Origin of the sequence: Azospirillum doebereinerae (assembly GCF_003989665.1) — a bacterium.
GTDB classification, from domain to species: Bacteria; Pseudomonadota; Alphaproteobacteria; order Azospirillales; family Azospirillaceae; genus Azospirillum; species Azospirillum doebereinerae.
Map to the genome: position 1 here is coordinate 98,142 of NZ_RZIJ01000014.1, position 12,302 is coordinate 110,443.

Sequence of the window (12,302 nt, forward strand, 5' to 3'; positions counted from 1 at the left end):
CCGCTCCGCCTACCCATCGGACAGGGGTTGGGATGGAGCAAGCCCGGCCGGATAGGATCAATCGACGCGGGGCAGCGCAGCCTGCTCGATCCTGGGCCACAGATGGGCGACGGAGCGTCGGTACTCCTCGCGCAGCACGGCCAGGGTGTGGAAGCGCTCGGGGATCGGCAGGTCGAGCGCCTCGGTCATGTCCAGCCCGGCCTCGACCGCCGCGCGCAGCCGGCCGTCCAGCCAAGTCAGCCAGTCGCGGGTCTGCGCGATGCAGGCCCGGTCGGCGCGGATGCGGCCGTGGTTGGGCACCAGCAGCCGGAACTCCAACCCCTCCAGCGCGTCGAGCGCCGCCAGCCAGCGCGCCACGTCGGCGTGCGGGGTGGTCGGCGTGCGGTCGCAGAACACCACCCCGCCCGCGAACAGCACGCCGGTCGTCTCGTCCAGCACGGCGAGGTCGGCGGCGGTGTGGCCGTCCAGCGGGATCAGGCGCAGCCTGTGGCCGCCCATCGCGACGGTGGAGCCGTAGACCGGCTCGGTCGGCGCCACCGCCTGGGTGCCGCGCATCCAATCGCCGATCAGGCGGTACATGTTCTCGGCGATGCCGCTCCCTTCCTCTTGGATGCCGGCGATGGTGCCGGGAAGGGCGGCGACGGTCGCGTCGGCGAAGGCCTGCGATCCCAGGAAATAATCCGGGTGCAGGTTGCTGACGTAGACCTTGCGGACCGGCCGGTCGGTGACGCGGCGGATGGCGGCGCGCATCTCCTCGCCGTAGCGGCGGGACGGACCGGTCTGGAGGACGACCACCCCGTCCGCCGTGACGATGAAGGCGGCGTTCAGGATGTTGCCGCCGTTCTCGCGGGTGAAATGCGCGATGGCGCCTTCGAACACGTAGGTGTCAGGGGCGATGGGCCTGGGGGTCAGCCCGTAGACCAACGGGCCGTCGGCGAGCGCCGGGGCGGCGAGGAGCGCCAGCAGGACGGCGCCGAGCAGGCGGACGCTCATTGGCCGGGCCTCTGGACGGTGGAAACGGGCACCGGGACGCGGGCGGCGATGGCGCCGCCCTGGGTGTCGCGGCCCTTCAGGGTCAGGGCGGCGGTGCCCGGCGGCGGGCGGAGATCCAGGGTGAAGACCGGGTTTTCCGAGACCGGCTCCAGGCTGTCGATGCGGGCCAGTTCGGGACCGTTCTCGGCGTGGACGCTCAGAGTCTCGACGAAGAAGGCGGGGATGCCGGGGACCAGCCCGGTGTCGTTGGGGTGACGGATGCGCAGCCGCAGCCGCGCCACGCCGTCCGCGTCCGGCGGCCAGACGCGGGCCTGCACCTCGCCCACATGGTCGGCCCAGTCCGACTGCGCGTAGGACAGCGGCGGGGCGCTGCACCCGCCGCCCGCCGCGTCCACCAGCGTGCCGGAAACGTGCCACACCCCGTCGGCGGTGCGCGCGGCGCCGTGGACGGCGGTCGCCTGCTGGATCTTGATGCGGGTGGCGACGTAGGGCACGGCGCCCGAAACGCGCATCCGCAGCACCAGCGGGAAGGGATTCATGTCGGCGATGGCGACCAGCTCGGTCACGCCGGGAAGGGAGCGGGCGTCGACGGCGATGGGGACGGCGCGGGTGTCCTCGGCGTTGGACGGTGCGGTGACCTTGACGCGGTCGTCGAACACCAGAGGCCCGTCGCCGAGATACTGCTCGCGCGCCGCGTCCCACAGGACCGAACCGAGCGGGTCGGGCGGCGAGGCCGCCGGTGCCGGAAACGGCGACAAGGCGGCGAGAAGGCCCAACGCCGCCCATGCCCGGCCCCCTGCCCTTCCGTCCCGCCCCCGCATGACGTTCCCCCGTTCCCGTGGCTCGGGGGAGGATAGACACGATCCGCTACCGCGATAATTGTACTTTCGAACGATACGCTTCGCGACGGCCAGGACCGGCGGACCGGCCCCTACGCGAAGTGCTCGACGCTGGCGCGGGCGACCGCGACCATGACGGGAAGCGCGCGCAGCGGCGTCCCCGCCAGCAGCGCGCGGGCGACCAGCGCGAAATCCGCCCAGTCGGCGGCGCCGGGAAGCCCCGCCTTGGTTTTGCGGCCCGCTTGCTGCGGCTGGCGCAGGGCGGCGGCGGTCCAGGCGATGCGCTCGGCCCAGAGGCGGCGGCGGCCCTCCAGGCATTGGTCGAGGATCAGGTCGGCCGCCTTGCCCTTCGCCAGCCGCTTGCGCCCCAGCAGCTCGCCGACCTCGTCGCCGCTCTCGAACCAGGATTGGGTGAAGGGGTGGCGCTGGCGCCACGTCGCGCTGGCGGCGAAGGCCAGCGACTCCGCCTCCGGTCCGGAGGGCAGATCCGCGCACAGCATCTCCACCAGCGCCTCGACCGCGACGGTCTCCGGCTGGAGATTCGCCAGCCCCGCCGTTTCCGCCGCGTCGATCAGGCCGAAGGGCGGCAGGACGCCCGAGGCGGCGTTGATCCCGAGCGCGAAGGCCGCCGCCTCCGCCGCGTACTCCATCGTCGTGCGGACGAGCCCGACCTGCTCCTCGACCTCGCCCAGCAGGCCGTCGGCGTCCCGCTTGGTGCCGCCGTGCTGGACCCAGGCGTCGCGGACGCCGAACCCCTGCTTGAGCAGCAGCGCCGCCAAGGCGAAGCGCCGCCCCTCCTTGACCACGAAGAACAGGGACTGCGCCCCGGCGCCGTCCCAGCCGGTGGCGAAGACCTCCCGCACGTCGGCCGACGGCAGCGGCGCGATGGCGACGCCCTTCAGCCGGGCCTTGCGGATGGCGTCGTCCAGCGCGGCGCGCTCCCCCGCCGGCACCCAGTTGCGCAGCGCGATCATCCGCCGCAGCGTGATCCCCGACAGCTCCCCCCGCTCGGCGGCGGCGCCCAACAGCGCGGCGCTTTCCCGGCGGACCGGCTCGGCGGAGTCGAACAGCAGGCCCAACGCCGCCTCGCGCAGCCGGTCGAGACCGGGCAGCGGCGCGGCGCCCGGCGCGAAGGCGGCGGCGGCCAGCATGGTGCGGTGCTCGTCCGGCAGCGCCCCGGTCATCTCCCGGATCAGGGCGAACAGGGTGAACTCGTCCTCCACCTCGGTCGCCAGCAGCGCCAGGGGTTCCAGCGGGTCCCCGGCGAGATCGTCGGAATCGGCCAGCGCGCCCATCCGCTCGACCATCGCGCTGCGCAGCTCGTTCCCCGGATCGACCCCGGCGACGGTGAACTGACGGACCACCAGCATCAGGCTGTCGACGTCGATGGCGTTGCGCCCGACCAGCGCGACCAGCGCGGCGCGCAGCCCGTCCAGCCGCGTCGCGGCCTCGCCGTGCCCGCTCTCCGTGGCGAAACGCAGCGATTCCAGCGCCTGCCCCAGCAGCAGGGCGAGCGCCTCGATCAGTTCCCCATCCGGGTTCATCACGCCGCTTTCGGCGACGATCAGGCCCAGAAGCTGCTCGGCGGCGTCGGGAATGCGGTCGAGCGCCGCCATCGCCATCGCCACGCCTTGCCCCGGCCCGCCGGACGCCATTTCGGCGGCGACCTGTTTGGCGAACATCATCAACGGGTTGCTGCGGGCCATGGAAACGTCCGATGCGGGTGGGAAACTCGCAGCCACCTTAAAACTCCGCGCCGCGGATTGCCACAGGTCTGGAGAGAGCCGGAAACCGCATCGCAAGCGGCTTCTCGGCGGCATCCCTGGACGCCGCCGGCCCGTTTTTTTCCTTACCAACCGACAGCAAGGCAACGACGGGACGGATGGGGCGGCGGGCGTCTCCCCATGGGCCAGGGATGCTCAGCCCCTGACTCCGGCCTCGACAGAGCGGCCTATCCCGGCATCCGGTAATTGCTCTGCGGTTCCGCCATGGGACAGCCGTTGCGTTCGGCGCGGTAGGCCGCCGACCGCTCATAGGCGAGCCGGCGCGCCCGCATGACCGAGCCCAGCGGCTGGTGGGCGGCCAAGCCATGCCAGGGGCTGAAGGACAGGCGGTCGTCGCCGGCCTGGGCCCGCTCCGCGCTCCAGGCGTTCTGGACCGGAACGACGATGCGGGCGACCGTGACGTAGGGGCTGCGATCCTCCGGCCAGACCACCGAGGCGTCCTCGACCGGCATGCTGTCGAGGTCGGTGCACAGTTGGACGCGCAGTTCCCAGACCCCGGCGTGGCGCTGGAAAAAATCGACCACCGCCTCGCGCAGTCCGTTCGGCGCCCCGTTCAGGTCGAGAGGCGCTCCCGACAGCGCCACCAGTTCCGGCGAGACCGGAACCACCGACAGCTTGGCGACGTAATCGCCGTAGCGCAGCGGCACCTGACTGAAGAAGCGCTCGCCCAGGATGTGCGTTTCCGGATGGCCGCCCATGCTCTTCAAGGTGGGGCTTTCGCCGCCGAACGCCTCGACCACCCGCTCGGCGCCTCGCAGGGTGGCGGAGAGCGCCTTCTTCAGCCCTTCGGCCTTGTCGGTGGTGGCGGCCAGAAGCTTGAGGTTGCCGAGAAAGGACTTGGCGTCGGGGGCCGTGAAGGCCGGGCCGTTGGCGAGCACGAAATCCTGGGTGGTCGCCCCTTCCGACCCCGGCAGCCGCGCCCCGGTCACGCCCAGCACCTTGACCGCCATCCCGCGCGGGGTCGAGACGCTGTCGGGCAGGATGTCGCCGGGCGTGGTGGACAGGCGCAGGAGAACGGCGTGGTCGGCCGGCTGCGCGAACAGCCCCTGGGCCAGAACCGGGGGAAGGCCGTCCAGCACCTCCAGCCGGCCGACCAGCAGGCCGTGGCTTTTGGCATGGACGCTGCGCAGCGCGTGTCCGCCGTCCTTGTAAGTCGTCCGGCTGATCGACAGCATGGTTTCGGCCAGGGCCTCGGCCGTTTCGGCCTCGTCGGCTTGCGGGGTCTCGACCGAGGGGGTGTAGCGCAGGGGGCCGGCGGGAATGGGGGCGGTCGTGGAATCGGTTGCGGACAAGAGGGATCTCCGGAGCATGGGCGGGAGCTGAGGCCTGGGGCCGGTTCCAGCGTCAACAGCCGGTGTCCCTCCACTGTTCCGTGGCCCCTTGCGCCGACGCTCCGGCCGGACATCCGCTTTCGGGGACGGCAAGGACGATCCACGGGACGTCCGGAAAATCATCAAGGGTGGGCGGCGACCACCCGGCCTTTCGCCGGCAGCGGACCGGCGCTTCGCGTGGAAGGCCAAGCGGCTGAACGGGCACCGCCACCGCAGGCGCGATGAGGGTGCCGCAACGGCAATCACGCGATGATCGTACAACCCGGTTAACAATCCAGAACTGTGGACTATAATAGCCTCAGGCTGGAGAGAAACTTGGGGAATCAACGTGACCACCATCATCGCGGGCGGCCGCTACGCCATCAATACGGACAGCATCAATGTCTCGAGCCTGCTCTCGGGAACCATCGCCTACACGGCATCGAATGCAATCGTCGTCACCTATGGCCCCGGCTACCAGACCGAGTTTTATGGGACGTTCGGCTACAGCGCGGCCGGCCTCCCGAACAGCGGCACGTTGAACGCGATTCGCGACGTGTACGCCGGCGAGGTCAACTACTCGATCAGCGGCATGAGCATTCCCACATCGACGTTCATGAGCTGGGTCAACAGCGGGGCGGCGTCGATTGCGCGCAACACGATCCTCTCGGGAGCCGATACGCTCGCGGGATCGAGTTTGAACGACACGTTGCGGGGCTATTCCGGCAACGACACCATCTACGGCGGTGACGGCAACGACCTGCTCGATGGCGGCGACGGCGTCAATTACATCGACGGGGGCGCGGGCGTCGATACGGTGGTGCGAAGTGCCTGGAAATCGTCCTCGACCGCGGTGGCCTACAACGGCTATGTCTACGTGGGCGACAGCAGCGGGTACGACAAGACGGCCGGTGTCGAATACATCCGTTACTACGACCAGACCGTCTCGACCACCACCGTGGCGGCGTTCGATCCCTTCGCCTATCTGGCAGCCAACCGTGATCTGGCCGCCGCGTTCGGCACCAACGGCGATGCGGCGATCGCGCACTACATGAGTTCGGGCGCGCGTGAGCGCCGGTCGACCAGCTTCGACGGGTTGGCCTACATCGCGGCCAATCCGGACTTGGCGGCGGCCTTCGGAACCAACACCACCGCAGCGACCCAGCACTACATCACCAGCGGACGGATCGAGGGGCGCAGCACCAGCTTCAACGCCACGTCCTATCTGGCGGCGAACCCCGACCTGATCGGCGTGTTCGGAACCAACACCACCGCGGCGACCCAGCACTACATCACCAGCGGACGGATCGAGGGGCGGTCGACCAGCTTCAACGCGGCGGCCTATCTGGCGCGCAACCCCGATCTTCAAAAGGCGGTCGGTTCCAGCGAACTGGCGGCGGCGACCCATTACGTCACATCCGGGTATCGCGAGGGACGGTCGGCGCTGCCGCTTGCCGCCACCACGACGCGGACGGCCGACGCCACGCTGCTGACGTCGTCGGCGAGCGGTGCGCTCGCCTCGGCCGGGCTTTAAATCCAGCCACCAAAGGGGTGGGGCGCCCGTCGCTCCACCCCTGAGACTTCGGTGCGGCGGCGTTTTCGCTGGCGGCATTCCCTGCCTGAAATTTGACCACAACATCCGTGGTGGCATCTTTTTCAGCCAGCCGGTCTGCCGTTTCGCGCGTTTTCCGCCCTGTCCACTCCGTCGGTTCCTGTCTTGCTGGACAGGTTTTTTCCTTTGAGGAGCCGCTTGCCGGTCAAAGCTTCGCGCCGGATCGCCCGGCTTGGCGCGCTTCTTGCTGCCAATGGCCGCGAGAGACGCCAACGCGAGGACCCCCGCCCGTGCCAGCCGCCCAGCCAGCTCCGCTCGCCGCCGTCCCGACCGCGGCCGAGGCGGAGTCCCCGCGCACCATCGTGGACATCCGCCGCCTGAATCTGATTTACCAGACCGCCGACCAGCCGGTCACCGCGTTGAGCGACGTCAGCCTGTCCATCGCCAAGGGCGACTTCATTTCCCTGATCGGGCCGAGCGGCTGCGGCAAGACCACGCTGATGCGGGTGATCGCCGACCTCGAGCAGCCGAGTTCCGGCGACGTGCTGGTCAACGGGATGACGCCGGAACAGGCGCGGCTGAAGCGCGCCTACGGCTATGTCTTCCAGGCTCCGGCGCTCTACCCGTGGCGCAACGTCGAGCGCAACGTGACGCTGCCGCTGGAGATCATGGGGATGCCCGCCGCCGAGCGGCGGACCCGCGCCGGCGAGCAGCTGGAGCGGGTCGGGCTGGCCGGCTTCGAGCGGAAATTCCCCTGGCAGTTGTCGGGCGGCATGCAGCAGCGGGTGTCCATCGCCCGCGCGCTGGCCTTCGACCCTGACCTGTTGCTGATGGATGAACCCTTCGGCGCGCTCGATGAGATCACCCGCGACCACCTGAACGTCAACCTCACCCGGCTCTGGCTGCGCACGCGCAAGACCTGCGTCTTCGTCACCCACTCCATCGCCGAGGCCGTGTTCCTCTCCACCCGCATCGTGGTGATGAGCCCGCGCCCCGGCCGCATCCTCGACGTCATCGACTGCGCCCGCGACCTGCCGCGCGAGCGCACGCTCGGCATCCGCGAGAGTCCGGAGTTCCAGCGCATCGCCCACCGCGTCCGCGAGGGACTGATGGAGGGCCACTCCTATGACGACTGATCCCAGGACGGCTGGGGGCCGCGCCCTCTTCGCCGCCGCCCTGCCGGTCGCCGCGATGGCGCTGTTCGTTCTGGCGGCGTGGTACGCCGGGGCGGTGTGGCTGAACGCCCCGCAGGCGGCCGACGCCCTGACCCGCGCCGGAGCGGAGTGGAGCTTTGCCGATCTGGTCCGGCAGACGCTCGCCATGAAGCGCCCGATCCTGCCGACGCCGGACCAGGTGGCGGTCGATCTCCACCAGTCGCTGACCGGCTACCCGGTCACCCACATCCGCAACCTGCTGTACCACACCGGCGTCACCGCGGGATCGGCGCTGACCGGCTTCGCCATGGGGGTGGTGCTGGGCGTGGCGCTGGCGGCGGGGATCGTGCAGGTGCGCACGCTGGAGGCCAGCCTGCTGCCCTGGGTCATCGCCTCGCAGACCATCCCGATCCTGGCCATCGCCCCGATGATCGTCGTCATCCTCGGCAATCTGGGCTTCACCGGCCTGCTGCCCAAGGCAGTCATCAGCATGTATCTGTGCTTCTTCCCGATCACCATCGGCATGGTGAAGGGGCTGCGCTCGGCCGATCCGCTGACGCTGGACCTGATGCGCACCTACAGCGCCGGCACCGCCCGGACCTTCCTGCTGCTGCGGCTGCCGGCCTCGCTGCCCTTCCTGTTCGCCAGCTTGAAGGTGGCCATCGCCGCCAGCGTCGTCGGCGCCATCGTCGGCGAGCTGCCGACCGGCGGGCAGGCCGGCTTGGGCGCGCGGCTGCTGTCGGGGTCCTATTACGGCCAGACCGTGCAGATCTGGAGCGCGCTGGTCATGTCGGCGTTGCTCAGCGTCGGGCTGGTCCTGCTGGTGGGCCTCGCCGAACGGGCGTTGGTGCGGGGGCCGGGAGCGACGCGATGAACCAGGAAACGACGATGGCCCGCCAAATGCTTCGCCCGATGGCCCCCTGGCCGCTGGTGATGCTGGTCGCCCCGGTGCTGCCGGTCGCGACGGGCGGCGGCGGGGCGCTGGCGTGGACGCAGAGCCCGGTGGCGCTCGCCGGACTCCTCCTCACCCTCGCCGCGATCCTGCTGCGGCGGGCGGCGCCGTCGGCGCTCGCGGAGGCCGGGCTGCTGCTGGCCGGGGTCGCCGCCGCCTACGCCGTGCCGTTGCTGCTGCTGGGCCGGGGGCTGGTTCCCGGCGCCGGGCTGTGGGTGTATCTGGCGGGGGCGACGCTGCTGCTGGGGCGGGTGCTGCGGCTGCTGGCCGACGCGGACGGCGCGGCGCGGCTGGCCGGGCCGGCGCTGTTCGGGCTGGCGCTGGTGCTGCTGTGGGAGATCCTGACGCGCGGCCTCGGCGTGCCGGCCATCCTGCTGCCGCCGCCCGGCGCCATCCTCGCCGCCTTCGCCACCCACGCCGCCGAACTGTGGGACGATTTCGGCCAGACGGTGCTGACCTCGGTGGTGCGCGGCTATCTGATGGGCTGCGGCGCCGGCTTCGCGGTGGCGATCCTGGCCGACCGGGTGCCCTTCCTGGCGCGCGGCCTGCTGCCGCTCGGCAACCTCGCCAGCGCCATCCCGGTCGTCGGCATCGCCCCGATCATGGTGATGTGGTTCGGCTTCGACTGGCAATCGAAGGCGGCGGTCATCGTCGTCATGACCTTCTTCCCCATGATGATCAACACGCTGGCGGGCCTGCGCGGGGCCGAGCGCATTCAACTGGACCTGATGCGCTCCTACGGCGCGGGGTATTGGCGCACGCTGCTCCTGCTGCGGCTTCCCTGCGCCTTGCCGTTCCTGTTCAACGGGCTGAAGATCAACTCGACGCTGGCCCTGATCGGCGCCATCGTGGCGGAGTTCTTCGGCACGCCGGTGGTCGGCATGGGATTCCGAATCTCGACCGAGGTGGCCCGCATGAATCTGGACGTGGTCTGGGCGACGATCGCCGTCGCCGCCCTGACCGGCTCCGCCCTCTACGGCGCGCTCGCCCTGGCGGAGCGCCGCGTCACCGCCTGGCACCCGTCTTTCCGCAAACGCTGACCGTCGCCCCATCCTCGAAACCCGGCCCCGAAAGAAGGATCCCACCCGCGATGAAGACCCTCGCCACCGCCGCCCTGCTCGCCGCCGCCGCGCTGACCGGCCTGTCCACCGCCGCCTCGGCCGCCGAGAAGCTGACCTTGCAACTGAAATGGGTCACCCAGGCCCAGTTCGCCGGCTATTACGTCGCGGCGGAAAAGGGCTTCTACAAGGACGCCGGGCTGGACATGACGATCAAGGCCGGCGGCCCGGACATCAACCCGACCCAGATCATCGCGGCCGGCGGCGCCGACGTGATCGTCGACTGGATGCCCTCGGCGCTGGCGACCCGCGAGAAGGGCGTCGCGCTGGTCAACATCGCCCAGTTCTACCAGAAGTCCGGCATGATGCTGACCTGCCGCAAGGACGCGAAGATCAACGATCCCAAGGACTTCAAGGGCAACACGCTGGGCGTCTGGTTCTCGGGCAACGAGTACCCGTTCCTGTCCTGGATGAGCAAGCTCGGCTACTCCACCTCCGGCTCCGGCGCCGACGTGAAGGTGCTCAAGCAGGGCTTCAACGTCGATCCGCTGCTGCAGAAGCAGGCGGCCTGCATCTCGACCATGACCTACAACGAGTACTGGCAGCTGATCGAGGCCGGCATGAAGCCCGAGGAACTGGTCGTCTTCAAGTACCAGGACCAGGGCGTCGCCACGCTGGAGGATGGGCTCTACACCACCGACAAGCAGCTCTCCGATCCGAAGACGGTGGAGAAGCTGGCGAAGTTCGTGAAGGCCTCGGCCAAGGGCTGGGACTACGCCGCCAAGAACCAGGCCGAGGCGGTGGACATCGTGCTGGCCGCCGACACCACCGGCGCCCAGACCAAGGAGCACCAGACCACCATGATGCAGGAGGTCGCCAAGCTGATCGAGGGCGGCGCCAAGGGCACCGGCTACCTCGATCCGGCCGATTTCGACCGCACGGTCGGCATCCTGCTGTCGGGCGCGTCCTCGCCGGTGATCTCCAAGAAGCCGGACGGCGCCTACACCCACGCGGTGTTCGACGCGGCGTCCAAGCTGTAATGATGGGTTGATGCCCATTGACGAGAGCGGCGGGGCAAACCGCCCGTGTCGCTCTCGCCTCGCAAGCGGCTGCATCGAAGCCGCTCCGCTGCATCGGCGTCAGGCCGTTGCGGACGGCTTCCCGACAAGACCGCAATCCGGGGAGAGCGATCGAAAAAGATCCAAGCGATTTCAACGCATTGTTATTCGTTCGCGGTTGCGGGCCACGAAGGTTTCCCAAGATGGTCCGGACTGAAATCATCCGGGTGAAGTATTGACGGGACGCGTTTCGGCGTTCAACCGGACGGCGACCATCGGGCGTCCGCTTTGAATCGCCACGGGTTTGCGGTCACGCTTCGAGCAACCCGCTCACAGCCGGGCGGCGCGCGCCAACATGGTTTCCTGGACGGCCATCACGCCCGTGCCGATCACGCCGGCGTTCTCGATCTGCGGAACGTACCGGATGTCGAGATGCCGGGTGGAAAGGGCAAGCGAGCGCTGGTAGACGCTCTGCCGGATCGAGGCCAGGAACAGCGGGCCGATCTGGGTGACGCCGCCGCCGATGAAGATGTGCGACGGGTTGAAGAAGTTGACCACCGCCGCCAGCATGCGGCCGATCTGCCCGCCCGCCTGCTGGACGATGGCGCTGGCGGCGGCATCGCCAGCCCGGCTGGCGTTGCCGAGGTCGACGGGGGTCAACTGTCCGTTGCGGTCCAGAAGCTCCTTCAGGCGCGGGCTTTCCCCGGCGCGGGCCGCCTGCTCCGCCATGCGGGCGATCGCCGGGCCGGCCGCCATCGCCTCGACGCAGCCGGCGTTGCCGCAATGGCAGGGGGGACCGTGGGGATCGACACAGATGTGGCCGACGTCCCCCGCCGCCCCATCCATCCCGCGATAGATGGCGCCGTGGCAGATGATGCCGCAGCCGATGCCGGTGCCGATCTTGATGACCAGGAAATTTTGCAGCCGGCCATGCAGGCGCCAATGCGTGCCGAGCGCCATGATGTTCACGTCGTTGTCGACGAAGACCGGAGCGGCGTACTCCTCCGCCAGGCAATCGCGGATGGAGAAGCTCTCCCACCCCGGCAGCAGCGGCGGGTTGACCAGCATCCCGCTGTCGAAGGCCACCGGCCCCGGCACGCCGACGCCGATGCCCAGCACCTGGGCGGCGCCGACGCCACAGCGCTCCCTCGCCTCGCGCAGCAGCGCTTGCACGCGGGCGAACACCGCCACCGGGCCGGCGCGAACGTCGGCGGCCTCCGAGCGGTGATCCAGCACCGTCATGTCGGGCGCCAGCAGCGCCACGTCGACGCTGGTGGCGCCGATGTCGATTCCCGCCAGCACCCCCATCCGGTGGCTCAGACGCAGCATCTCCGGCCGCCGCCCGCCGGAGGAGGGCTGCGCCCCGCTTTCCTCGATCAACTCGCGGCCGATCAGGCTGGCGATGGCGAGGTTGGCCTTGCTCTTGGAGAAATCGGTCGAGGCCGCCAGTTCGCCGCGCGACAGCCCGTCCGACCAGAACAGCCGCTCCAACAGGGTGCGCTCTCCGTCCGACAGACGCTGCCAATCCACCATCGCCGACGAGCCCCCCTTGCGCGCTTCCATCCGACTCTTAGCACAGCCGCCCTCTTCTGCCAAATTATG

At 69.9% G+C, this 12,302-nt stretch carries 10 protein-coding genes; 5 read left to right on the plus strand and 5 right to left on the minus strand.

Annotation, left to right across the window (positions count from 1 at the left end; all coding sequences use genetic code 11):
- Positions 1-57: 57 nt before the first annotated feature.
- The 4 genes from EJ913_RS17825 to EJ913_RS17840 form a co-directional block, all read right to left on the minus strand.
- Positions 58-993, minus strand: a complete 936-nt coding sequence (locus EJ913_RS17825) for a quinoprotein relay system zinc metallohydrolase 1 (protein WP_127000299.1) — start codon at positions 991-993, stop codon at positions 58-60.
- Complete coding sequence (locus EJ913_RS17830; RefSeq protein ID WP_244939399.1) at positions 990-1,769, minus strand: quinoprotein dehydrogenase-associated SoxYZ-like carrier; 780 nt, start codon at positions 1,767-1,769, stop codon at positions 990-992. The genes EJ913_RS17825 and EJ913_RS17830 overlap by 4 nt, the downstream gene beginning before the upstream one ends.
- Positions 1,770-1,924: 155 nt before the next feature.
- Entirely contained in the window at positions 1,925-3,538 is a 1,614-nt protein-coding gene (locus EJ913_RS17835) for a Y4lR C-terminal helical domain-containing protein (protein ID WP_127000303.1), read from the minus strand.
- Positions 3,539-3,783: 245 nt separating this feature from the next.
- On the minus strand, positions 3,784-4,908 hold the full coding sequence (locus EJ913_RS17840; protein WP_238519609.1) for a catalase family protein: 1,125 nt from the start codon (positions 4,906-4,908) through the stop codon (positions 3,784-3,786).
- Positions 4,909-5,275: 367 nt separating this feature from the next.
- Between EJ913_RS17840 and EJ913_RS33050 the strand changes: the two genes are divergently transcribed.
- The 5 genes from EJ913_RS33050 to EJ913_RS17865 all read left to right on the plus strand — a co-directional run bounded on the left by EJ913_RS33050 (position 5,276) and on the right by EJ913_RS17865 (position 10,682).
- Positions 5,276-6,460, plus strand: coding sequence for a calcium-binding protein (locus EJ913_RS33050; protein ID WP_127000307.1), 1,185 nt, complete (start codon positions 5,276-5,278; stop codon positions 6,458-6,460).
- 308 nt (positions 6,461-6,768) lie between these two features.
- A complete protein-coding gene (locus EJ913_RS17850; RefSeq protein ID WP_127000309.1) occupies positions 6,769-7,614 on the plus strand; it encodes an ABC transporter ATP-binding protein in 846 nt (281 codons plus the stop codon).
- Positions 7,604-8,506 (plus strand): ABC transporter permease, encoded by a 903-nt coding sequence (locus EJ913_RS17855; protein ID WP_244939400.1) that lies wholly within the window; start codon positions 7,604-7,606, stop codon positions 8,504-8,506. Before EJ913_RS17850 ends, EJ913_RS17855 begins: the two co-directional genes overlap by 11 nt.
- Positions 8,507-8,520: 14 nt before the next feature.
- Positions 8,521-9,624, plus strand: a complete 1,104-nt coding sequence (locus EJ913_RS17860) for an ABC transporter permease (protein ID WP_244939401.1) — start codon at positions 8,521-8,523, stop codon at positions 9,622-9,624.
- 50 nt (positions 9,625-9,674) lie between these two features.
- The gene (locus EJ913_RS17865) at positions 9,675-10,682 is read left to right on the plus strand and encodes an ABC transporter substrate-binding protein (RefSeq protein WP_127000311.1); all 1,008 of its coding nucleotides are present in this window, start codon (positions 9,675-9,677) and stop codon (positions 10,680-10,682) included.
- A 348-nt stretch (positions 10,683-11,030) separates the two neighbouring features.
- On the opposite strand, the gene EJ913_RS17870 is transcribed toward EJ913_RS17865, so the two are convergent.
- Positions 11,031-12,263 (minus strand): ROK family protein, encoded by a 1,233-nt coding sequence (locus tag EJ913_RS17870; RefSeq protein ID WP_238519605.1) that lies wholly within the window; start codon positions 12,261-12,263, stop codon positions 11,031-11,033.
- Positions 12,264-12,302: the final 39 nt, after the last annotated feature.